The organism is Cellulomonas iranensis NBRC 101100 = JCM 18110 (assembly GCF_001552375.1).
GTDB lineage: Bacteria > Actinomycetota > Actinomycetes > Actinomycetales > Cellulomonadaceae > Cellulomonas > Cellulomonas iranensis.
The window spans coordinates 15,050-37,051 of sequence record NZ_BCRB01000009.1; the positions used below are offsets into that span (position 1 = coordinate 15,050).

The 22,002-nt window shown below is 74.2% G+C and carries 18 protein-coding genes; 8 read left to right on the forward strand and 10 right to left on the reverse strand.

The window, feature by feature from the left end; genetic code table 11:
- Nucleotides 1-9: 9 nt before the first annotated feature.
- From CS2_RS02830 to CS2_RS02850, 4 genes are all read right to left on the reverse strand, one after another.
- Complete coding sequence (locus tag CS2_RS02830; protein WP_370875996.1) at nucleotides 10-1,722, reverse strand: DUF885 domain-containing protein; 1,713 nt, start codon at nucleotides 1,720-1,722, stop codon at nucleotides 10-12.
- Nucleotides 1,723-1,917: 195 nt separating this feature from the next.
- Nucleotides 1,918-2,187, reverse strand: a complete 270-nt coding sequence (locus tag CS2_RS18990) for an acyl-CoA carboxylase epsilon subunit (RefSeq protein ID WP_160309381.1) — start codon at nucleotides 2,185-2,187, stop codon at nucleotides 1,918-1,920.
- Nucleotides 2,184-2,744: a hypothetical protein gene (locus CS2_RS18995; protein ID WP_070318801.1), complete on the reverse strand. Its 561-nt coding sequence runs from the start codon at nucleotides 2,742-2,744 to the stop codon at nucleotides 2,184-2,186. Before CS2_RS18995 ends, CS2_RS18990 begins: the two co-directional genes overlap by 4 nt.
- Nucleotides 2,745-2,775: 31 nt before the next feature.
- Complete coding sequence (locus tag CS2_RS02850; RefSeq protein WP_046527754.1) at nucleotides 2,776-4,404, reverse strand: acyl-CoA carboxylase subunit beta; 1,629 nt, start codon at nucleotides 4,402-4,404, stop codon at nucleotides 2,776-2,778.
- A 128-nt stretch (nucleotides 4,405-4,532) separates the two neighbouring features.
- On the opposite strand from CS2_RS02850, the gene CS2_RS02855 reads away from it, so the two are divergent.
- Both CS2_RS02855 and CS2_RS02860 read left to right on the forward strand, forming a co-directional pair.
- The gene (locus CS2_RS02855) at nucleotides 4,533-5,405 is read left to right on the forward strand and encodes a biotin--[acetyl-CoA-carboxylase] ligase (protein ID WP_070318802.1); all 873 of its coding nucleotides are present in this window, start codon (nucleotides 4,533-4,535) and stop codon (nucleotides 5,403-5,405) included.
- A 15-nt stretch (nucleotides 5,406-5,420) separates the two neighbouring features.
- Nucleotides 5,421-6,548, forward strand: coding sequence for an adenylate/guanylate cyclase domain-containing protein (locus CS2_RS02860; protein ID WP_233421046.1), 1,128 nt, complete (start codon nucleotides 5,421-5,423; stop codon nucleotides 6,546-6,548).
- Between the two features lie 13 nt (nucleotides 6,549-6,561).
- Here CS2_RS02860 and CS2_RS02865 read toward each other — a convergent pair whose 3' ends face one another.
- Nucleotides 6,562-7,326 carry an SOS response-associated peptidase gene (locus tag CS2_RS02865; protein ID WP_070318846.1) on the reverse strand — a complete coding sequence of 255 codons (765 nt, stop codon included), beginning with the start codon at nucleotides 7,324-7,326 and terminating at the stop codon, nucleotides 6,562-6,564.
- A gap of 213 nt (nucleotides 7,327-7,539) precedes the next feature.
- Between CS2_RS02865 and CS2_RS02870 the strand changes: the two genes are divergently transcribed.
- Nucleotides 7,540-8,952 (forward strand): multidrug effflux MFS transporter, encoded by a 1,413-nt coding sequence (locus CS2_RS02870; RefSeq protein WP_070318804.1) that lies wholly within the window; start codon nucleotides 7,540-7,542, stop codon nucleotides 8,950-8,952.
- Between the two features lie 21 nt (nucleotides 8,953-8,973).
- Here CS2_RS02870 and CS2_RS02875 read toward each other — a convergent pair whose 3' ends face one another.
- The 4 genes from CS2_RS02875 to adhE all read right to left on the reverse strand — a co-directional run bounded on the left by CS2_RS02875 (nucleotide 8,974) and on the right by adhE (nucleotide 14,039).
- Nucleotides 8,974-10,197: a pyridoxal phosphate-dependent aminotransferase gene (locus CS2_RS02875; protein WP_070318805.1), complete on the reverse strand. Its 1,224-nt coding sequence runs from the start codon at nucleotides 10,195-10,197 to the stop codon at nucleotides 8,974-8,976.
- Between the two features lie 49 nt (nucleotides 10,198-10,246).
- The gene (locus tag CS2_RS02880; protein WP_046527761.1) at nucleotides 10,247-10,372 is read right to left on the reverse strand and encodes a hypothetical protein; all 126 of its coding nucleotides are present in this window, start codon (nucleotides 10,370-10,372) and stop codon (nucleotides 10,247-10,249) included.
- A 110-nt stretch (nucleotides 10,373-10,482) separates the two neighbouring features.
- Nucleotides 10,483-11,031, reverse strand: coding sequence for a hypothetical protein (locus CS2_RS02885; RefSeq protein WP_070318806.1), 549 nt, complete (start codon nucleotides 11,029-11,031; stop codon nucleotides 10,483-10,485).
- Nucleotides 11,032-11,273: 242 nt separating this feature from the next.
- The gene (adhE, locus tag CS2_RS02890) at nucleotides 11,274-14,039 is read right to left on the reverse strand and encodes a bifunctional acetaldehyde-CoA/alcohol dehydrogenase (protein WP_070318807.1); all 2,766 of its coding nucleotides are present in this window, start codon (nucleotides 14,037-14,039) and stop codon (nucleotides 11,274-11,276) included.
- 358 nt (nucleotides 14,040-14,397) lie between these two features.
- On the opposite strand from adhE, the gene CS2_RS02895 reads away from it, so the two are divergent.
- Nucleotides 14,398-15,114 (forward strand): LytR/AlgR family response regulator transcription factor, encoded by a 717-nt coding sequence (locus CS2_RS02895; protein ID WP_070318808.1) that lies wholly within the window; start codon nucleotides 14,398-14,400, stop codon nucleotides 15,112-15,114.
- Nucleotides 15,111-16,508 carry an ATP-binding protein gene (locus tag CS2_RS02900; RefSeq protein ID WP_070318809.1) on the forward strand — a complete coding sequence of 466 codons (1,398 nt, stop codon included), beginning with the start codon at nucleotides 15,111-15,113 and terminating at the stop codon, nucleotides 16,506-16,508. Before CS2_RS02895 ends, CS2_RS02900 begins: the two co-directional genes overlap by 4 nt.
- A gap of 11 nt (nucleotides 16,509-16,519) precedes the next feature.
- Here the strand turns inward: CS2_RS02900 and glf are convergent, their stop codons facing one another.
- A complete protein-coding gene (glf, locus tag CS2_RS02905) occupies nucleotides 16,520-17,668 on the reverse strand; it encodes a UDP-galactopyranose mutase (protein ID WP_046527764.1) in 1,149 nt (382 codons plus the stop codon).
- 257 nt (nucleotides 17,669-17,925) lie between these two features.
- On the opposite strand from glf, the gene CS2_RS02910 reads away from it, so the two are divergent.
- The 3 genes from CS2_RS02910 (at nucleotide 17,926) to CS2_RS02920 (ending at nucleotide 21,839) form a co-directional block, all read left to right on the forward strand.
- Nucleotides 17,926-18,648 carry a LytR/AlgR family response regulator transcription factor gene (locus CS2_RS02910; RefSeq protein ID WP_226236571.1) on the forward strand — a complete coding sequence of 241 codons (723 nt, stop codon included), beginning with the start codon at nucleotides 17,926-17,928 and terminating at the stop codon, nucleotides 18,646-18,648.
- 234 nt (nucleotides 18,649-18,882) lie between these two features.
- Complete coding sequence (locus tag CS2_RS02915; RefSeq protein ID WP_082739705.1) at nucleotides 18,883-21,282, forward strand: glycoside hydrolase family 3 N-terminal domain-containing protein; 2,400 nt, start codon at nucleotides 18,883-18,885, stop codon at nucleotides 21,280-21,282.
- A 140-nt stretch (nucleotides 21,283-21,422) separates the two neighbouring features.
- Nucleotides 21,423-21,839: a hypothetical protein gene (locus tag CS2_RS02920; RefSeq protein WP_046527765.1), complete on the forward strand. Its 417-nt coding sequence runs from the start codon at nucleotides 21,423-21,425 to the stop codon at nucleotides 21,837-21,839.
- The last annotated feature ends 163 nt before the right edge of the window (nucleotides 21,840-22,002 follow it).

The window sequence follows — 22,002 nt, forward strand, 5'->3', positions numbered from 1 at the left end:
CGGCCGGCGTCAGCCCGCGAGCGCGCCCGGCAGCACGGCCAGCGGCACGGACCCGAGCCGCAGCGCCCGCGCGTGGAAGTCGCGCAGGTCGAACACCTGGCCGCGCGCCTGCGCGGTCGCGCGCGCGGTGTCCCGCGCCTGCTCCCACAGGCGCTGCCCGACCTTGTACGACGGCGCCTGCCCGGGCCAGCCCAGGTAGCGCGTGTACTCGAAGCGCACGAACGACTCGGGCATGTTGACGTTGGCGCGCAGGAAGTCCCACCCGGTGTCGGGCGTCCACGCCGCACCCACCTCGGCGGGGGCCGGCAGGCCCAGGTGCATGCCGAGGTCGAACACGACGCGCGCGGCCCGCAGCCGCTGGCCGTCGAGCATGCCCAGGCGGTCGCCCGGGTCGTCGAGGAACCCGAGGTCGGCCATGAGCCGCTCGGCGTACAGCGCCCAGCCCTCGCCGTGGCCGGACGTCCACGACGCGAGGCGCCGCCACGAGTTCAGCGTCGCGCGCTCGTGCACGGCCTGCGCGATCTGCAGGTGGTGCCCCGGGACGCCCTCGTGGTAGACGGTCGTGCGCTCGCGCCACGTCGCGAACGACGTGACCTCCGGCGGCACCGACCACCACATGCGCCCGGGGCGGCTGAAGTCGTCGCTGGGGCCCGTGTAGTAGATCGCGCCCGTGCGGGACGGTGCGATGCGGCACTCGAGCGTGCGCACCGGCACCGGGATGTCGAAGTGCGTGCCGTCCAGCGCCTCGATCGCCGCGTCGGACGTCGCCTGCATCCACGCGCGCAGCGCGTCGGTGTCGCCCAGCCGGCGCGCCGGGTCCGCGTCGAGCAGCGCGACGGCCTGCTCGACGGTCGCGCCCGGTCCGGCGATCTGCTCGGCGACCTGCTGCTGCTCGGCCTGCACGCGGGCGAGCTCCTCGAGGCCCCACGCGTACGTCTCGTCGAGGTCGACCTCGGCGCCCAGCGCCTGCCGCGACCACAGCGCGTAGCGCTCGCGGCCGACCGCGTCCTGCTCGGGGGCGAGCGGTGCGATCTCCTCGGTCAGCACCTGCGCGAGGCGCGCGTACGCGTCGCGCGCACTCGCGGCCGCGCGCTCCAGGTCGGCACGCAGCGCGTGGCCCTCGCCCAGCACGCGGCGCGCGTCGTCGCCGCGCACGAGCCGCGTGAACGCGGACTCCTCGGGGTCCGCGACCTCGCGGGCCTGCGCGACGACGGCCTCGACCTGCCGGCGGGCGGCGACGTCGCCGCGCGCGGCGGCCGCGCGCAGCGACGCGACGTACGAGTCCAGCGCCGCGGGCACGGCCGCGAGCCGCGCGGCGACGTCGTCCCACGCCTGCTCGGTGTCGGTCGCCATGAGGTCGAAGACCTCGACGACCTCCTGCGACGGCGACGCGATGTTGTTGAGCTCGCGCTGGCGCTCGCCCGCGTCGAGCAGGTCGAGCTCGGTGCGCAGCGCGTAGCCCATGGCGGCGACCGTGACCTCGTCGACCGCGTCGGCCGGGGCGAGCCCCTCAAGCGCGAGCAGCGTCGAGCGGGACTGGTCGGCCCGCTCGGCCCACGCGTCGGGCGAGTAGTCGGTGAGCTCGCGCTCGTGGCCGGGCACGCCGAGGTGGGTCGCGTGGATCGGGTGCAGGCGGGCGAGCGTCGCGACGAACGCGTCGGCGACGGCGTCGACCGGGCTGGCGGGGCGGGGATCGGTGGCGGGGGTGGTCACGCGCAGCACCCTACGACGACGCCGCGCGCGGCCGCCGCCGCCCGAGGCCGCGCGGCGCGCACCGCGGGATGGCTGCCCGACTCTCGTCCGGCCCGCCGACCCCGTCCTCCGTCGCGGGTCGGACGCGCGACGCGCGACCGATGACGGCCCCGCACCGCACCGCACCGGGGCGGCCCGCACGGCCGTCGCCGACGTGCGCGACCGTCAGGGGTGCAGGCTCCACCGCCACGCGTCGGGCCCGCGCACCGGACCCGTGGCGCCGCGCAGCCGCCCCGGCGCGGTCCAGCGGGCGCGCGCCGCGCGCGCCACGGCCTCGGTGTCGTCGCCGACCGGCTCGTGCCCGCTCGCCGCGGCGACCAGCCCCGCGACGAGCGCCGCGAGCTCGACGTCGTCCGGCGTGCCGCGCACGACCTGCACGTGCGGGTCGACGCGCGGCGCCACGCCCCCCGACGAGCCGTCCGCCGGCGCGCTCACGCGTCGCCCTCGTCGTCGTCCTCGTCCTCGTCGAGCAGGACCGGGCCGCCGCGCCCCGCGCCCCACTCGCCGACCACGTAGCCGCGGTCGCCCAGGGTCCGCGCGATCTGCGCACCGCCGTCGTCGACGATGTCGATCACCGCGTCGAGCGTGAGGTCGGTGACCGTCGGGGGCAGCTCGACCACGAAGCCGAGGTGGAACGTGTCGTGGTCCCCGGGCGCCACCGGCACGTCGGCGTCCCCCTCGGTCTCGTCCCACGTCATGCCCGTGAGGTCCGCGTGCAGGCCCAGCCGGTCGTGCAGCAGGTCGTACAGGCGCGCGTTGAGCGTGCCGACGCGGGACTCCAGCGCGAGCACGCGCGGGTCCTCGTCCGCCTCGCGCGCACCGAACTCGGCGCGCACGCCCACGGCCGTCTCGACGTACGCGTGCAGCGCCGCCGACAGCTCGTCGACCGTCGCGTGCAGGTCGCGCGCGTCGACCCCCGTGAGCGGCTCGCCGCCGTGCGACGCGGGGTCGTGCTCGTCGTCGTGGCCGTGGCCGTCGTGCTCGTCGGTCATGCGGGGCTCCGGTCGTCGCTCCGGTCGTGGGTCACAGCGGGATGTTCCCGTGCTTCTTGGGGGGCAGGCTCGCGCGCTTGGTGCGCAGCAGGCGCAGCGCGCGCACCACCTGCGACCGCGTCTGCGACGGTGCGATCACGTCGTCGACGTACCCGCGGTCCGCGGCGTCCCACGGGTTGACGATCGCGTCCTCGTACTCGTCGGTGAGGCGACGGCGCTCGGCCTCGACGTCGCCGCCCGCGTCCGCGACCTTCTTCAGCGCGCCGCGCTGCAGGATGTTCACGGCGCCACCCGCACCCATGACGGCGATCTGCGCGGTCGGCCACGCGAGGTTCACGTCGGCGCCGAGCTGCTTGGAGCCCATGACGATGTACGCGCCGCCGTAGGCCTTGCGCGTGATGACCGTGACGAGCGGGACCGTCGCCTCGGCGTACGCGTAGATGAGCTTCGCGCCGCGGCGGATGATGCCGTTCCACTCCTGGTCGGTGCCCGGCAGGAAGCCCGGCACGTCCACGAACGTCAGCACCGGGATGCCGAACGCGTCGCACGTGCGCACGAACCGCGCGGCCTTCTCGGCGGCGTTGATGTCGAGCGTGCCGGCCATCTGCATCGGCTGGTTCGCGACGACCCCGACGGGGTGCCCCTCGACGTGGCCGAACCCGACCACGACGTTCTGCGCGTACAGCGCCTGCACCTCGAGGAAGCTGCCGTCGTCCAGGACGGTCTCGAGCACCGTGTGCATGTCGTACGGCTGGTTGTCGGAGTCGGGCACGAGCGTGTCGAGCACGAGGTCGTCGTCGGTGACCTCGAGGTCGGCGTCGTGCGCGAACGCGGGCGGCTCGGCGAGGTTGTTGGTCGGCAGGTACGCGAGCAGCGTGCGGACCCAGTCGATCGCGTCGTCCTCGTCCGAGGCCATGTAGTGCGCGACGCCCGAGCGCGTCGAGTGCGTCGTCGCGCCGCCCAGCTCCTCGAAGCCGACGTCCTCGCCGGTCACCGAGCGGATCACGTCGGGGCCCGTGATGAACATGTTCGACGTGCCGTCGGCCATGACGATGAAGTCGGTGAGCGCGGGGGAGTACACCGCGCCACCCGCCGACGGCCCGAGGATGAGGCTGATCTGCGGGATCACGCCCGAGGCGGCGACGTTGCGGCGGAAGATCTCCGCGAACTGCGTGAGCCCCGCGACGCCCTCCTGGATGCGCGCGCCGCCGCCGTCGCTGATGCCGACCAGCGGCACGCCCGTGCGCAGCGCGAGGTCCATGACCTTCGTGATCTTCTGGCCGTGGACCTCGCCCAGCGAGCCGCCGAAGACCGTGAAGTCCTGCGAGTACACGCACACCGGCCGGCCGTCGACCGTGCCGTGCCCGACGACCACGCCGTCGCCCTCGACGCGCCGCTTCTCGAGCCCGAAGTTCGTGGACCGGTGCCGCACGAACGCGTCGATCTCGGTGAACGAGCCCGGGTCGAGCAGCGCCTCGACGCGCTCGCGGGCGGTCTTCTTGCCGCGCGCGTGCTGCTTGGCGGCCGCGTTCTCCTCGGCCGCGTCGACGGCCGCCGCGCGGCGCGCGCGCAGGTCGTCGAGGAGGGCGGCGGTGGTGCGGGGCGGGCGGGCCGGCTGCGGCGTCGCGGGCGTCGGCGCGGTGGGGTCGGTCTGCGTCACCCGACCGAGGCTAGTTGTCGCAGGGCCACCACGGGCGTGCACCGGCTCGACCGTGTTGTCGCGACCGCGCTGTGGAGACCCCACAACTCGCCCTGCCCGGGCGGCGGGCCGTGCGCCATCATGGGCGGATGACGAGCGCGCGACCGCCCCTCGACGTCGGCACGCTGCGCGAGCTGCTGCTCGCTCCGGCCGGGCCGCTCGCGCGGCTCGGCGTCGTGCCGGCCTCGGCGTCGACCAACGACGACGTCGTCGCGGGGCTGCGCGCCGAGCCCGACGCGTGGCCGCACGCGAGCCTGCTGGTCGCCGAGCACCAGACCGCGGGCCACGGGCGCGCCGGGCGCACCTGGAGCACGCCCGCCAGGGCCGCGCTGACCTGCACGTTCGTCGCCCGTCCGCGGTCGGCGCCCGCGACGTACGGCTGGTTGCCGCTGCTGGCGGGCCTCGGCACCGTGCGCGCCCTGCGCGCGACCGCGGGCGTGCGCGCGGTCCTCAAGTGGCCCAACGACGTGCTCGTCGAGCTCGACGGCACGGTCGAGCCGCTCGACGGCTGGGGCACCGCGCGCAAGGTCGCCGGAATCCTCGCGTCGGCCGTGCCGCAGGTGCCCGCCGTCGCGGTGGGGATCGGCGTCAACGTCGACCAGTCCGCCGACGAGCTGCCCGTGCCGTGGGCGACGTCGCTCGCGCTCGCGGGTGCGCGCGCGGCCGACCGGGCGACCGTGCTCGTCGCGCTCGTCGCGTCGCTCGACGAGGTCGCGCGCCGGTGGGCCGAGCACGACGGCGACGCCGTCGCCGCGGGCCTGCTCGACGAGGTCGCGTCGGTGTGCGCGACGCTCGGGCAGGACGTGCGCGTCGAGCTGCCCGGCGGCGGGGTCCTCGCGGGCACCGCGCACGGCCTGGCCGCCGACGGTGCGCTCGAGGTCCGGGACGCGGCGGGCGTCGTGCACCGCGTGCTCGCGGGCGACGTCGCGCACGTGCGCGTGACGGGGACCACAGGGGCGTGAACTAGGCTCGCACCCGTGCAGGACGGCGTCGCAGGACCGGGTGACGCACCCGGGGACGTGCCCGCGGCGACCGTCGCGGGCACCGCGGAGGTACCCCCGCGCACCGGCCGCACGACCGACCAGCTCGACGAGCTCCTGCTCGGCGGGCCGCGCACGCTGACGGCGCGCGACCTCGCACGGATCGCGCACGTCGACCTCGAGATGGTCCGCACGTTCTGGCGCACGCTGGGCCTGCCGAGCCACGGCGACGACGAGGTGATGTTCACCGAGGCCGACGCGCGCGCCCTGTCGATGGCCGCGTCGCTCGTCGCCGAGCACGGTCTGGACCTGCGCACGGTCGTCACGGTCATCCGGTCGCTCGGGCACACCTCCGACCGGCTCGCGCTGTGGCAGGTCGAGGCGCTCGTCGAGGACATGTCGACGCGGTACGAGCTCGACGACACGTCGGCGCGCCTGCTCGTGCTCGACCGGTTGCGCGACCTCGCGCCGGTGCTCGAGCAGCAGCTCCTGCACTCGTACCGGCGCCAGCTCGCGGCGGTCGCCGACCGCTACGCCGCGGAGTTCGGCGACGCGCGCGGCCGCGCCGCCGACGCGGGGGCGCTGCCGCTCGCCCGGGCGGTGGGGTTCGCGGACATGGTGTCGTTCACGCGACGCACCGCGGGCCTGGGCTCGACCGACCTGTCGTCGTTCGTGCAGCGCTTCGAGACGGCGGCGCGCGACGTCGTCGTCGGTGCCGGCGGGCGCGTCGTGAAGACGATCGGCGACGCCGTGCTGTTCATCGCGGACACCCCCGGTGCGGGCGCCGCCGTCGCGGTGGGCCTGGCGGACGCGTTCGGCGACTCGCTCGACGTCGCGGCCGCGCGCGGCACGGGCGGTCTCGCCGAGGGCGCGCGGGGCGTCACGCCCGTGCGCGTGGGCCTCGTGTGGGGGCGCGTGCTGTCGCGGTTCGGCGACGTGTTCGGCCCGAGCGTCAACCTCGCGGCGCGGCTGACCGACGTCGCCGAGCCGTCCACCGTGCTCGTCGACGCCGCGACCGCGCAGGTGCTCGGCGGCGACCCGCGGTTCCGCCTCGCCGAGCAGCCGGTGCGCGACCTCCCGGGCCTCGGCCCGACCGCGTCGTTCCGGCTGTCGCGCGCGAACTGACGATCGCCTCGGATCAGGCCGGGGACTGCGACCCGTCCACGTCGACCGGGTCCAGCAGGGCGGGGGAGTTGTTCGCGACCGCGTTGACGCGCGTCGAGACGGGGACCGCCGTGAGCCGCGGGGGTGCGACCGTGAGCAGGTCGCGCGCCTCGTCGGCGCCGACCGCGGGGTCGAGCCACGCCGACCACGCGTCGCGCGGCAGGATCACCGGTTGGCGGTCGTGGATCGGGGCCATCGCCTCGGTCGCGGGCCGCGTCACGACCGTGACGGTGACGAGCCAGCGGTCGGGCGCGTCGTCCGCCTTGCCCGGGTCCCGCCAGAACTCGTAGAGCCCCGCGAGCGCCGCGAGGTCGTCGTCGGCGGGGTGGATCCAGAACGGCTGCTTCGGGGCCCGGCGTGAGCGGGGAGCCCCGGCGGGCGCGTCCGGCGGGGCCTGCCACTCGTAGTAGCCGTCGGCCGGGAGCAGCGCGCGGCGCGCGGCGAACGCGCGCGCGAACGCGGGCTTGTCGGCGACGGTCTCGACGCGCGCGTTGATCATGCGGCTGCCGACCGACGGGTCCTTCGCCCACGACGGCACGAGCCCCCACCGCGCGACCCGCAGCTGGCGCGTGATCTCGCCGGTCGCGCGGTCGGCACGCTCGACGACCGTGCGGACGCCGTCGGTCGGGGCGACGTTCCACGACGGCGGCAGCAGCCGGACGTCGTCGGCGACGGTCGCGACCGCGAACTCGTCGGCGATCGCCTGGTCCTCCCGGAACGACGCGTACCTCCCGCACATGCGCGCCAGCCTCCCACCGCCCACCGACACGCGCCGTCCGGGCGCCGAGGTGCGCGTCGACCCGCACGACATGCGTCGCCCGCGTGCGCGCCCGGGGCGGGCGTCGGGCGTCGGGGGCGTGACGAGGCCCACGCCCCGTGCGGCGTGACGCTGCGCACGAGTTCGTCGAATCGATTCGTGGACGCCCTGGCGCGGTGCGACCATGGAAGGACCATGCGCGAGCCCGACCCGCAGGTGCCCGTCCCCGACGCCCCCGCCGTCCCGGCCCCCGGCACCGTCACGCCCTCCGTCCCCGCACCCTCCACCGCCGCCTCCGCCGCGCCCGCGACCGCCGCCGCAGCCGCCGCGGACGCCGCCGCGCCCGGCCCCGCCGTCCCGGGCGCCCCCGGGACCGCCGGCGCCGCCGACGCGCCCGACTCCCCGCGGTACCGCCCCGACGCCAAGCACGTGCTGCTGCTGGGCACCATGGCCGCGCTGCCCGCGGTCTCGACCGACATCTACCTGCCGTCGCTGCCCGAGGTCGCGCGCGACCTCGGCACCACGGCCGCGGCCGCGCAGCTGACGATCGCGGGGATGATGGTCGGTGGCGCGCTCGGCCAGCTGGTCATCGGGCCGGTGTCGGACCGGTTCGGGCGGCGGCTGCCGGTGCTCGTCGGGGTCGCGCTGCACGTCGTGACGTCGCTGCTGTGCGCGATCGCGCCGGCGATCGTGCCGCTCGTCGCGCTGCGCGTCGCGCAGGGGTTCTTCAACGCCGCCGCCACCGTGGTGGCGATGGCGCTCATCCGCGACCGGTTCGTCGGGTCGGACGCGTCGCGGCTGATGTCGCGGCTCATGCTCGTGATCGGCGTCGCGCCGCTGTTCGCGCCGTCGGTCGGCGGGCTCATCGCCGGCGAGCTGGGGTGGCGCGCGGTGTTCGTGGCGCTCGCGCTGTTCGGTGCGTCGGTGTGGGTGCTGGTGCTGCTCAAGATGCCCGAGACGCTGCCCGCCGAGCGACGCCGCCCGGGCGGCGTGCGCACGGCGCTCGCGGGGTACGCGCACCTGCTGCGCGACCGGCACTTCGTCGCGCTCGCGGTGCTGCCGGGCCTCATGATGGCCGTCCTCATGACGTACGTCGTCGCGTCGCCGTTCGTGCTGCAGGAGGGCTACGGCCTCACCGAGCACCAGTTCGCGCTGCTGTTCGCGGTGAACGGCCTCGGGCTCGTGCTCGGCGCCCAGGTGAACGCCGCGATCGTGCGGCGCGTGTCGCCCATCCGGATCCTGCGCGTGGTCCAGGTCGCGACCGTCGTGCTCACGGGCCTGCTGCTGGTCGTCGCGCTCACCGGCGCGGGCGGCCTGTGGGGGCTGCTCGTCGTGCTGTGGCTCGTGCTCGCGCTGGTGAACTTCGCGCCGCCCAACGCGTCGGCGATCGCGCTGGGGCGGCACGGCGCCATCGCGGGCACGGCCGCGGCCTTCATCGGCGCGTGCCAGGCGGGCCTCGGCGGCCTGGTGAGCAACCTGTCGGGCCTGTTCGGCGGCGACGCGGTCGCGATGGCCGCGGTCATGACGGGCACGAGCGTCCTCGCGCTCGCGATCCTCGCGTTCGCGACGCCCGCGTTCCGCCGCGGCGGGGCCTGGTCGCTGGGCTGACGCCCGGCGGGACGCCCCGGGTCAGGCGCCGAACGCCACCCGCAGGCGTGCCACCGCGTCCTCCAGCACGTCCCGGCGCTTGACGAACGTGAACCGCACCCACGTGCGCAGCGCGTCGTGCGCCGCGGTGCCCGGGCGCGTGAAGGCGCTGACGGGCACGCCGACGACACCGGCCCGCGCGGGCAGGTCGCGGCAGAACGCGACGCCGTCGCGTGCGCCGAGCGGCGCGGCGTCGGCGAGCACGAAGTAGGTGCCGTCGGGCCGCACGACGTCGAAGCCGGCGTCGCGCAGGCCCGCGAGCAGCAGGTCGCGGCGCTGCGTGAGCGACACGACGAGGTCGTCGACCCACGTGAGCGCGGCGGGGTCGGTGAGCGCGTGCGCGACCGCGGGCTGGAACGGTGCGCCCGACACGTACGTGAGGAACTGCTTGACCGTGCGCACCGCCGTCACGAGCTCGGCCGGGCCGGTGACCCAGCCGATCTTCCAGCCGGTGAACGAGAACGTCTTGCCGCTCGACGACACCGTGAGCGTCCGGTCCGCCATGCCGGGCAGCGTCGCGAGCGGCACGTGCCGCACGCCGAACACCAGGTGCTCGTACACCTCGTCGGTCACGACCAGCAGGTCGTGCGCGACCGCGAGGCGCGCGACCGCGGCGAGCTCGTCGGGCCGCAGCACCGCGCCCGTGGGGTTGTGCGGCGAGTTGAGCAGCAGCAGCCGCGTGCGCGGCGTCACGGCGGCGGTGAGCGCGTCGACGTCGAGCCGGAACCCGTCGGGCGTCGCGCGCAGCGGCGCCGTGGTGTGCGTGGCGCCGGCCATCGCGACGACCGCCGCGTACGAGTCGTAGTACGGCTCGAGCGTCAGCACCTCGTCGCCCGGGCCGACCAGCGCGAGGACGGCGGCCGCGAGCGCCTCGGTCGCACCGGTCGTGACGAGCACCTGCGTCTCGGGGTCCACGACGAGGCCGTACCGGGCGCGCTGGTGCGCGGCGACCGCCGCGCGCAGCGGCGCGATCCCGGGGCCGGGCGGGTACTGGTTGACGCCCGCGAGGATCGCGTCCGCCGCCGCGCGCGCGACGGGCGCGGGGCCGTCGACGTCGGGGAACCCCTGGCCGAGGTTGAGCGCGCCGGTGCGCGCGGCGAGCGCGGACATCTCCGCGAACACGGTCGCGCGGACCGTGCCGTCGGCGTCGAGGAGCCCCGACGCAGACGCGACCTGCTGCCACCGGCTGCTCACGCCCGCGAGCATAGGGCGGAGCGCCCCGCCCCGGTCCGACCGGTCGCGCGTCCGGCCCGGCTCAGAGCAGCCCGGCCGCCGCGAGCAGCCCGCTGACCACCAGCAGGGCGAGCGACGCCCACGCGGTCACCACCCACCACTCGGCGCGGTGGTGTCGCATCTCGCGGCTCTGCGTGCGGACGGCCATACCCCCACGATCGGCAGGTCCGGGCCGCTCGACAACGTCTGCGCCGGTGGGTCGTGAAGTTCACCCGGTCGGCCGCGACGCGGCGGTCCGCCACCCGCCACCGGCACGGGTCAGCGCGTCGCGGTCTCCAGGTCCTGACCGAGGCTCGCGAGCTGCTCGCCGAGCCGCTGCAGCGCGCCGCCGGCCTCCGAACCCGCGCCGGAGGTCACGGCGTCGAGCTCGGTGCGCGCGGCCTCGACCTTGTCGCGCGCGGTCTGCAGCGCGTCGGCGGAGGCCGCCTCGCCGTCGGCCTTCGCCTGCTCGAGCGCGGTCCGGGCGTCGTCGACCGCCGACTGCGCCGACGTCACGGCCGCGTCGGCGCGCGTGCGGCTCTGCTCGTCGAGCGACGCGAGCGCCGCGCGGGCCTCCTCGACGCGCGCGGCCGCGGCGTCGGCGTGCGTCCGGGCCTCGGCGAGGGCCTCGCGCACCGAGTCCCCGGCCTCCGAGATGCCGGCCGCGGCGTCCTGCGCGGCGGTCGCGACCTCGTCGGCGATGTCCCGCGGGTCGCCGTCCGCGCACGCGCTCAGGCCCAGGGCCAGCGCGCCCGCGGTGGCGAGCCCGAGCAGGAGTCGCGCGGGGCGGTGACCGACGGGGCGGAGGGCGGGCGTGGGGGCGGTCACGGTGGCTCCTTCTCGACGGGGGCCGGGACCGTCGTGGTCCCGGGAGGCGACAGTCTGCCGCGCGGCGGGTGCCGCCGCGCGCCGTCTCACGAGGTCCTCACACGGCGGCCGTCGACCCCGCCCGGCCGGCCGTCGTGGGCCCGGGCAGGGCGACGCCCCCGCCGGCGTGGCCGGCGGGGGCGTCGGGAGCGGTGACGAGGGGGCGCCCCGTGGGGAGGGACGCCGGACCGTCGGGGAGTCGGTCAGGCCCCCGCCCGCTCGCGGCGGCCACGGACGTCCTCCAGCGACGTGCCGTAGTAGGCCGCGGTCATGATGTCCTTCATGTCGTCGATCATCGGCATGCGCGGGTTGGCCGGTGCGCACTGGTCCTCGTAGGCGCCCATGGCGACCTCGTCGAGGCGCGACATGAACTCCTGCTCGTCGACGCCCTGCGCCTGGAACGACGCCGGGATCCCGACCTTGGCGCGCAGCGCCTCGACCGCGATCGCGAACGACTCGACGCCCTCCTCGGGGGTCGACGCCGGCAGGCCGAGCATCTGCGCGATCGCCGCGAACCGCTCGGGAGCCACGTAGGACTCGTACTTCGGCCAGCTCGTGAGCTTGGTCGGGACGGTGCCGTTGTAGCGGATCACGTGCGGCAGCAGCGTCGCGTTCGTGCGGCCGTGCACCAGGTGGTACGTCGAGCCGACGACGTGCGCCATGGCGTGCACGATCCCGAGGAACGCGTTGCCGAACGCCATGCCGGCGATCGTGCCGGCGTTGTGCATCTTGGCGCGCGCGTCCTTGGTGGCCGGGTCGGCCGGGTCGCCGTTCACCGACTGCGCGAGGTTGTCGAAGATCAGGCGGATCGCCTGCAGCGCCATGCCGTCGGTGAAGTCGTTCGCGTAGACCGCGACGTACGCCTCGATCGCGTGCGTCAGGGCGTCGAAGCCCGAGTCGGCGGCGAGCGAGCGCGGCATCTTCGACGTGAGCACCGGGTCGATGATCGCGACGGTCGGCGTCAGCGCGTAGTCCGCGAGCGGGTACTTCTTGCCCGCGTCGGGGTCGGAGATGACGGCGAACGGCGTGACCTCGGCGCCCGTGCCCGACGTGGTCGGGATGCAGACGAGCTTGGCCTGCTCGCCCAGCGTCGGGAACTTGAACGCGCGCTTGCGGACGTCGAAGAACTTCTGCTTGAGGTCCGAGAACACGATCTCGGGGTGCTCGTACAGCAGCCACATGACCTTGGCGGCGTCCATCGGCGAGCCGCCGCCGAGCGCGATGATCGTGTCGGGGCGGAAGTGCCGCATGTTCGCGGCGCCCTTCTGCACGGTCTGCACGGACGGCTCGGGCTCGACCTCGTCGATGATCTGCACGGCCACGTTGTTCGAGCGGCGGCGCAGCACGTCGAGGACCTTGTCGACGAACCCGAGGGTCGTCATGGTCGTGTCGGTGACGATGGTGACGCGCTCGACGTCCGCCATGTCCGCGAGGTAGCGGATGGCGTTCGGCTCGAAGTACGTCTTGGCGGGGACCTTGAACCACTGCAAGTTGTTGTTCCTCCGGCCCACGCGCTTGACGTTGATGAGGTTCACCGCCGACACGTTGTTCGACACCGAGTTGTGGCCGTAGGAGCCGCAGCCCAGGGTCAGCGACGGGATGAAGGCGTTGTAGATGTCGCCGATGCCGCCGAGCGACGACGGCGCGTTGCAGATCACGCGGATGGCCTTGACGCGCTTGCCGTACTCGATCGTGAGCGCGTCGTCCTGCGTGTGGATCGCGGCCGAGTGGCCGAGGCCGTCGAACTCGACCATCTTCTCGGCGAGGGTCATGCCCTCCTCGGTGGTGCCGGCGCGCAGCACCGCGAGGACGGGGCACAGCTTCTCGCGCGTGAGGGGCTCGAACGGTCCGACGCCCGAGACCTCGGCGAGGATGATCGACGTGTCCGCCGGGACCGTGAAGCCGGCCTGCTCGGCGATCCAGACGGGCGACTTGCCGACGACCGCGGGGTTGAGCTTGGCGCCCGCGCAGTTCTCGCCGCCGGCCTCGACGCCGAAGATGAACTGCTCGAGCTTGGCCTTCTCGGCGGGCGTCGCGCGGTACGCGTGCAGCCGGGCGAACTCGGCCATGGCGGGGTCGTAGATCTCGTCGTCCAGGATCACGGCCTGCTCGGACGCGCAGATCACGCCGTTGTCGAACGCCTTGCTGAGCACGATGTCGTTGATCGCGCGGGCCAGCTTGGCGGTCTTCTCGACGTACGCCGGGACGTTGCCGGCGCCGACGCCCAGGGCGGGCTTGCCGCACGAGTACGCGGCCTTGACCATGGCGTTGCCGCCGGTCGCGAGGATCGTGGCGACGCCCGGGTGGTTCATGAGGGCGCCGGTCGCGGCGAGCGACGGCAGCTCGACCCACTGGATGCAGTGCTCGGGGGCGCCCGCGGCGACCGCGGCGTCGCGCACGATGCGCGCGGCGGCGACCGACGACCGCTGCGCGTTCGGGTGGAACGCGAAGATGATCGGGTTGCGGGTCTTGAGCGAGATGAGCGACTTGAAGATCGCCGTCGAGGTCGGGTTCGTCACGGGCGTGATGCCGGCGATGACGCCGACGGGCTCGGCGATCTCGGTGATGCCGTTGAGCTCGTCGACGTTGATGACGCCGACGGTCTTGAGGTTGGCCATCGAGTTGGTGACGTGCTCGCACGCGAAGATGTTCTTCACGGCCTTGTCCTCGAAGACGCCGCGCCCGGTCTCCTCGACCGCGAGCTTGGCGAGCTGGCCGTGCTGGTCGAGCGCCGCGACCGCACCCTTCTTGACGAAGCGGTCGACGTCCTCCTGCGTCATGGACTCGAACTGCGCGAGCGCCTTGGTGGCGTTGGCGACGAGCTCGTCGATCGCGAGCGCGACCGCGTCGGCCTCGCTGACGCCGAGGGCGGAGCCGGCGGGCTCCGCGACGGCGGTGGCCGAGGTCGCCTCGGCGGGCGCGTCGGCGGGGGCCTTCGCGCGGGTGCTCTTCTTGGTGGTCTCGGACACCTTCGACTCCCCTGGTAGTGGTGAGAAGGGGCGGACGCTGGAGTCGTCCGTCGCTGTCTCCGACGCTAGGGAGAGGGGGTCCCAGATACGTGGGATGAAAGTCCCCGGGGCCTGTGGACAACTCTCCCGACGGGCCTCCGTCGCGGGTGCGCCGGGACCTGGGTCCCGCCCGGCGCCGCGGGCCTCGGCGCGCGTGCCGCGGGCCCGCACGCTGCACGGATGACACGTGCGCGACGCCTCGCCTAGCATCGGCCCGACTCGCCGGGGCCGTGCGCGCGACAGGGGACCTCGCCCCGCACCCGGGCTCCGGCAGTCCGACGCGCCCCGTGCGGGGCGCGCGGGACCCCGGGGACGCACTGTGATCAGGATCGGCATCGTCGAGGACGACAACGCGTGCGCGACGCGTCTCGTCGAGCACCTGCGACGGTACGAGCGCGAGCACGGCCACCGGTTCGCCGTCGCGCGCTTCACCGACGGCGCGCAGGCCGTCGCGGCGCACCGCCCGGGTGCGGTCGACGTGCTGCTGCTCGACGTCGAGATGCCCGCGCTCGACGGCTTCTCCGCGGCCCGCGCGATCCGCGCCGTCGACCCCGACGTGCCGATCGTGTTCGTCACGCACCTCGCGCAGGCCGCCGCGCGCGGCTACGAGGTCGAGGCCCTGGGCTACGTCGTCAAGCCCGTGCCGTACTTCGCGTTCGCGCAGCAGGTGACGCGTGCGCTCGCGCGCGTGCGGCGCGACCACGAGGACGCGCTGCTGCTGGCGGTCGACGGCGGCCTCGAACGGGTCCCCGTCGCGGACGTCGTGAGCCTCGAGAGCGCCCGCAACCGCACGACGGTGCACACGCTCACGGCGCAGCACTCGGTCGTGCGGCCGCTCAAGGCGCTCGAGGCCGCGCTGCCGGGCGCGGGCTTCGCGCGCGCGGGGGCCGGTGCGGTCGTGCACCTGCGGCACGTGCTGGCCGTGCGCGACGGCGAGGCCGTGCTCGTCGACGGCCGGCGCGTGGCCATCAGCCGGGCCCGGCGCAAGGCGTTCCTCGCCGCGCTGACCGACCACCTCGGGGCGCGGGCGTCGTGATCCTCGCCCCCCTGGTCGACGCCCTCGCGGACGTCCCTCCCGACATCCCGCGCGTCCTCACCGGTCTCGCCGAGTGGCTCGCGTGCGTCGTGTACGTGCTGCTGCGCCGGCGCCGCTGGCCGTGGTCGCGGTTCGTGGTGCTCGCCGTCGCGGCGCTCGCGGTGCAGGTCGGCGTGCAGGTCGGCGCCGGGCGCCTGCCGCTCGGTCTGTGGACCGTGGGCATGGCCGCCGCGGTCGCCGCGATGTACGGGTTCATCGTGTCGGCCGCGAAGGTGTCGGCGCGCGACGCCGGGTACTTCACGGCACGCGCGCTCGTGCTCGCCGAGCTCGTGGCGGCGCTGCACTGGCAGATGCACGTGTTCTTCTTCGTGCCCGAGGGGCGCGACGGCAGCGTGTGGTCCACGGGGTTCTTCGTGCTGGTGTACGCGGCGGCGTTCGCGGGCGCCTACGTCGCGGAGGCGCGGCACTTCCGGTCGCGGCAGTCGCTCGACGTCACGTCGGGCGAGCTCGCGTCGACCGTCGCGATCGCGCTCGTGACGTTCTTCATGAGCAACATCAGCTTCCTCAACGCGAACACGCCGTTCTCGGGCCGCCTCGGCCCCGAGATCTCGTACATCCGTACGCTCGTCGACCTGTGCGGCTTCGTCGCGCTGTACGCGCAGCAGGGGCAGCGGCTGCAGCAGCGGGCGCGCGCCGAGGTGCGCGCGGTCGACGAGATGCTGCGCCGCCAGCACGAGCAGTACCTGCAGTCCAAGCGCAGCATCGAGGTCGTCAACCGCAAGTACCACGACCTCAAGCACCAGATCGCGGTGATCCGCGCCGAGGACGACGACGACCGGCGCAGGTCCTACCTCGACGACCTCGACGCGAGCATCTCGGGCTACGCGCGGCAGGCCGACACGGGCAACGGCGTGCTCGACGTCGTGCTGACGACCAAGAGCCTGGAGTGCGCCGAGCGCGGCATCACGCTCACGTACGTCGTGGACGGCGCGGCGCTCGACTTCGTCTCGACCATGGACCTCGCGGCGCTGTTCGGCAACGCGCTCGACAACGCGATCGACGGGGCCGCGGCCGTGCCCGCGACCGACCAGCGCCTGGTGAAGGTCGCGGTGTACGCGCGCGACCGGTTCGTGCTGCTGTCGTTCGAGAACTACTTCACCGGCGAGCTGCGCACCGAGGACGGCGACATCGTCACGCGCCGCGCCGACCGCACGCGCCACGGCTACGGCCTGAAGTCGATCCGGCACACGGCCGAGAAGTACGACGGCTCCATGACGGTCAACACCGAGGGCGGCTGGTTCGTGCTGCGCATCCTGCTGCCCGTGCCGCAGGACGCACCCGCGCGACGCCCCTCGCGCCCCCGCCCGCGCGCCGCGGTCGAGCCGACCCCGTGAGGGCGGCGCGCTCAGCGCGCGTCGACCACCACGCCCGAGTCCCACAGGGACAGCGCGGACGCGATCGCCATGTGCATGTCGAGGTACAGGTACGACCCGAGACGGCCGCCGAAGTGCACGCCGGGCTCGTCGGCGGCGAGCGCGCGGTACTCCTGCAGGCGGGCGCGGTCGTGCGGCGTCGCGACCGGGTAGTACGGCTCGTCGTCGGGCCCGGCCGCGCGCGACGTCTCGCGCATGACGACCGTGCGGTCCTGCGCGTGGCGGTCCTCGCGCTCGGGGTGGAAGTGCCGGAACTCGTGGACCCGGGTCCACGGCACGTCGAGGTCGGCGTAGTTCATGACGCTCGTGCCCTGGAAGTCCCGCACGGGCAGCACCTCGGTCTCGAGGTCGAGCGTGCGCCAGCCCAGCGGTCCGTGGTGGTGGTCGAAGTAGCGGTCGACGGGCCCGGTGTAGACGATCGGCACCTGCCCGCGCGCGGCGGCCTTCGACAGCGGCTGCGCGGGGTCGAGGAAGTCGACCCCCAGGCGCACGTCGATGCGGGGGTGCGACGCCATGGCCTCGAACCACGGCCCGTACCCGTCGGCGGGCAGACCCTCGTAGGTGTCGGAGAAGTAGCGCGCGTCGTACGTGTAGCGCACCGGCAGCCGCGAGATGACCGACGCGGGCAGCTCGCGCGGGTCGGTCTGCCACTGCTTGGCGGTGTAGCCGCGCACGAACGCCTCGTACAGCGGGCGCCCGATGAGCGAGACGGCCTTCTCCTCGAGGTTCGCGGCCGTGGCGGCGTCGACCTCGGCGGCGTGCTCGGCGACCAGGGCGCGCGCGGCGTCCGGTCCCATCGCGGTGCCGAAGAACTGGTTGAGCGTGCCCAGGTTGATGGGCAGCGGGTAGACCGTGCCCGCGTGCGTCGAGAACACGTGGTGCCGGTAGTCGGTGAACGCGGTGAACCGGCGCACGTACCGCCACACGCGCTCGTTCGACGTGTGGAAGATGTGCGACCCGTAGCGGTGCACCTCGATGCCGGTGGCCTCGTCGACGCTCGACCACGCGTTGCCGCCCAGGTGGTCGCGCCGGTCGACGACCGTGACGCGCAGCCCCGCCTCCGCGGCGCGCTCGGCGACCGTGAGGCCGAACAGGCCGGCGCCGACGACGAGCAGGTCCATGCGACGACCCTCCGGTGCGGGGGAGCGCCGGGCCGGACGGCCCGGGCGGCTCGCAGTCTAGGCCGGGGTCGCGGCTGCCCCGGGCGCGCCCGGCGCGGGCGACCGAACGGCCACGGGATCCGACGGATCGTGCGACCCGGGCACCCCGGTGCGGCGTGCGGTGGTTGCGTGGTGGACGCCCGCGCCGAGCGCCGCCGCGGGCCGGCGGGACCCCGGCAGGCGGGTGCGGCCGCGACCGGCGAGGGAGGACCCCACCCGTGGACGGCGTGACCTACATCGGCGTGGTCGACGACGACCCGCACTCGCGCGCGACGGTCGTCGCGCACCTCCAGCGGTACGAGGAGGAGCACGGCGTCGAGTTCTCGGTGCGCACGTTCTCGGACGGCGCGCAGCTCACGCGCGGCTACCGCGCCGACTTCGACGTGCTGTTCCTCGACGTCGAGATGGCGCGCATGGACGGGTTCGAGACCGCGCACGCGGTGCGCGCGCTCGACGACCGCGTCGTCATCGTGTTCATCACGCGCATGGCGCAGATGGCGATCAAGGGCTACGAGGTCGACGCGCTGAGCTACCTCGTCAAGCCCGTGCCGTACTTCGCGTTCTCGCAGGAGCTCGCGAGGTCCCTGCAGCGCGTGCGGCGCACGCAGTCGGAGGGCGTCATGCTCCCGGTCGCGGGCGGCACGGCGCGCGTCGACGTCGCGGACATCGTGTACGTCGAGAGCATCAAGCACCGCATCGTCGTGCACGCGATCGGGCGGAAGTACGCGTTCACGGGGACCCTCAAGGCGATCGAGGAGCAGCTCGCGGGGCAGGGGTTCTTCCGCAGCAACAACTGCTACCTGGTGAACCTGCGGCACGTGCACGCCGTGCGGCAGTCGACGTCGGTGATGCTCGGCGGCGACGAGCTGCAGATCAGCCGCGCCCGCAAGCGCGCGTTCCTCGACGCGATGGCGGACCACCTCGGCGGCCGCGTGCCGTGACCTGCCCGTGACCTGAGGGACTGTTCGTGCACGCAAAGCGACGGTCCGTGTAGGGGCACGGTCCGTCGCCACGGTCGCTGCCTAGCGTGAACGCGCCGGCCACGGGACCACGACGTCCCGGGCGGCGACGGGTTCGCGAGTGCGCCGCGCGTGCACCGGCTCAGCGGTCCCACCCCGACGACGGGGCGGTGACGACGGGCGCGGGCGGGGCCACGAGACGACAAGGGAAGGTCGATGAAGACAACGAGTACGGCGCGGGTCGCCGCCAGCCGGTCGGCACGCCTCACGAGCGCCGCGCTGGTCGCGGGCCTCACGCTCACGGGCCTGGCGGCGTGCACCGCCGGCGACACCGACGACAAGGGCGCGTCCGCCGACGAGTTCACGACGCGCGAGGTGTCGGACGGCAAGACGACGTTCGTCGTCGTCGACAACCCGGGCGACGCCCCGACGCTCTCCTACGGCGCGGACAGCGACGTCGAGCTCCTCTCGGAGGACGTCGACGGCGCGAAGGTCGCGTTCAAGGACATGAACGGCAACGGCGAGCTGGACGCGTGGGAGGACTGGCGCAAGTCCCCGCAGGAGCGCGCCGCCGCCCTCGCCGAGGACCTGACGATCGAGCAGATCGCCGGCCTCATGCTCTTCAGCTCGCACGAGCGCTCGCAGGCCGACGGCCTCACCGACGCGCAGAAGGAGTACCTGACGGACTCCCACCTGCGCAACGTGCTGCACGCGGGCCCGAGCGACGTCACGGCGACCGTCACGTGGGCGAACCAGATGCAGGCGTTCGCCGAGTCGCTCGCGTCCGAGGGCGAGCCGTACGTGCCCGTCAACTTCGCGTCCGACCCGCGCTCGACCGCCGGCTCCGGCGGTTACAACGCCGAGGGTGACGACATCTCCCGCTGGCCGTCGAACCTGGGCCTCGCGGCCACGTTCGACGTCGAGCACATGGACGAGTTCGCGCAGATGTCGTCCGCGGAGTACCGCGCGCTCGGCATCACCACGGCCCTGAGCCCGCAGATCGACCTCGCGACCGAGCCGCGCTGGCTGCGCGTCGGCGGTACGTTCGGCGAGGACGTCGACCAGAACACCGAGCTCGCCGCGGCCTACGTCGACGGCTACCAGAGCACGCGCGGCCAGGACGGCTGGGGCTTCGAGTCCGTCAACGCGATGATCAAGCACTGGGCTGGCGACGGTCCGGGCGAGGGTGGCCGCGAGGCCCACACCAACGCCGGCAAGTACGGCGTCTACCCGGGCGGCAACTTCGAGGCGCACACCAAGGCGTTCCTCGGGTCGCTCGACTCGGCCGCCGTCATGACGGCGTACTCGATCGCGCTGGACGGCGACGGCGAGCCGCTGTTCGGCGAGCGCCTGGGCACGGCGTACGACCACGGCCGCATGGACCTGCTCCGCAAGGACAACGGGTACGAGGGCGTCGTCGTCACCGACTGGGGCGTCACGTCGAGCTACCTCGACCCCGAGAAGCCGTTCGGCATGGGCTGGGGCGCCGAGGACCTCACCGACGAGCAGCGTCACTACGAGGTGCTGCGCACGGGCCACGACATGTTCGGCGGCAACAACAAGGTCGAGCCGGTGCTGGCCGCGCACGAGATGTGGCAGAAGGACTTCGAGGCCGGCACCAACGACGTGGACGCGGACACCCGCTTCCGCGAGTCGGGCAAGCGCATCCTCACGATGTTCTTCCAGCCGGGCCTGTACGAGAACGCGTACCTCGACCTCGACGAGTCCAAGAAGGTCCTCGCGAGCGACGACAAGGTCGAGGCCGGCTACGCCGCGCAGCTCGACTCGGTGGTCATGCTGAAGAACGACGGCAGCACGATCGCGAAGTCCGACGCCGCCGCGTGGAAGGACAAGAAGGTCTACATCCCGCGGTCGTACAACATCGGCTTCGCGGGCGCGTTCGGCCCGGCCGAGTACAAGGAGGCCCCCGGGCTCACGCTCGAGGTCGCCGAGGAGCTGTTCGGCGAGGTCGTCACCGACGAGGCCGAGCTCGACGCCGACGGCAAGGTCGTGAGCTACACCGCGCCCGACCTGTCCGACGTGGACCTCGTCCTGGTCGGCATGGCCAGCCCCGACAACGGCGGCAACTTCTCGAACATCGGCCACGACGTCGAGAACGACACGTGGTACCCGCTGTCGCTGCAGTACCGCCCGTACACGGCCGACGGCCCGCACGTCCGCCAGACGTCGATCGGCGGCGACATCCTGCCCGACGGCACGAAGCAGAACCGCTCGTACTTCGGCAACACCTCGAAGATCGCGAACGAGTCCGACCTCGACGCGTTCGAGCGCGCCACGGCCGCCGTCGCGGCGTCCGGCAAGGAGATCCCCGTGATCACCGTGCTCAAGGCGATCAACCCGGTCGTCCCGGCCGAGTTCGAGGCCGCGTCCGACGCGATCGTCGTCGGGTTCGGCACGAGCGACAAGGCGCTCCTCGAGGTCGCGCTCGGGCTCCACGAGCCCGCCGGCCGCCTGCCGATCCAGTTCCCCCAGGACATGGACACGGTCGAGGCGCAGCAGGAGGACGTCAGCAAGGACATGACGCCCTACACCGACGCGTCGGGCAACACGTACGACTACGGCTTCGGCCTGAACTTCGCGGGCCCGATCGGCTGACCCGCGCACCGTCCGGGCCGGTCGGCGACCACGTCGTCGACCGGCCCGGGCACCGCACCGGCGGGCGTCCTGGGGACACCGACCGGTGCGGGCCTGGGCCGCGGGGTGGGCTCGCGGCCGGAACCCACGAAGGAGCAGAAGTGAAGCGGAACAAGGTGCTGCACACCGGGCTCGGCCTGCTGGTCGCCGCGACGGGCGTCTTCGGCCTCGCGGCCTGCGGCAACGACGACGGCGGCAGCCAGGACTCCGGCACGTCGGACAGCGCCGCGGCCGAGGTCGACGTCAAGGACGACCTCGAGAACGCGCGCAAGGCCGTCGCCGACGCGCTCGCCGAGGACGACTCGTGGGCGCAGATCATGCTCGCGAGCGACGTCGACGCGCCGACCGTGAAGTACGGCCTGCTGGTCGTGCCCTACTCCTACTCGGACGCCGCCTCGCGCGTGCAGGGCACCATCACGATCACCGACGGCAAGTACACGATCGACGCCGACTCGGCCGCGACGGGCGACACCTGGCGCATCGACCAGGACGGCAAGATCACCGAGGTCTCGGAGTAAGGACCCCCGCCGGCCCGCCCACCGGGCGGGCCGGCCTCCGTGCGCGCGCCAGGACGGCGCCGCACCCCGCGCACGAGCACGCCGACGGCCCCGTGGACGACGGTCCGTGCCCCGGAACCGACCGATCGTGCGGCCGCGGCGGGCGCTCACGACACCGCTCCTA

Excerpts from the sequence above, each read along its gene's own strand:
- CS2_RS02855 (WP_070318802.1), top strand. The coding sequence starts at position 4,533 with ATGACGAGCGCGCGACCGCCCCTCGACGTCGGCACGCTGCGCGAGCTG.
- CS2_RS02870 (WP_070318804.1), top strand. The coding sequence starts at position 7,540 with ATGCGCGAGCCCGACCCGCAGGTGCCCGTCCCCGACGCCCCCGCCGTC.
- CS2_RS02915 (WP_082739705.1), top strand. The coding sequence starts at position 18,883 with ATGAAGACAACGAGTACGGCGCGGGTCGCCGCCAGCCGGTCGGCACGC.
- CS2_RS02865 (WP_070318846.1), bottom strand. The coding sequence starts at position 7,326 with ATGTGCGGGAGGTACGCGTCGTTCCGGGAGGACCAGGCGATCGCCGAC.
- CS2_RS02880 (WP_046527761.1), bottom strand. The coding sequence starts at position 10,372 with ATGGCCGTCCGCACGCAGAGCCGCGAGATGCGACACCACCGCGCCGAG.
- glf (WP_046527764.1), bottom strand. The coding sequence starts at position 17,668 with ATGGACCTGCTCGTCGTCGGCGCCGGCCTGTTCGGCCTCACGGTCGCC.
- CS2_RS18995 (WP_070318801.1), bottom strand. The coding sequence starts at position 2,744 with ATGACCGACGAGCACGACGGCCACGGCCACGACGACGAGCACGACCCC.
- CS2_RS02875 (WP_070318805.1), bottom strand. The coding sequence starts at position 10,197 with ATGCTCGCGGGCGTGAGCAGCCGGTGGCAGCAGGTCGCGTCTGCGTCG.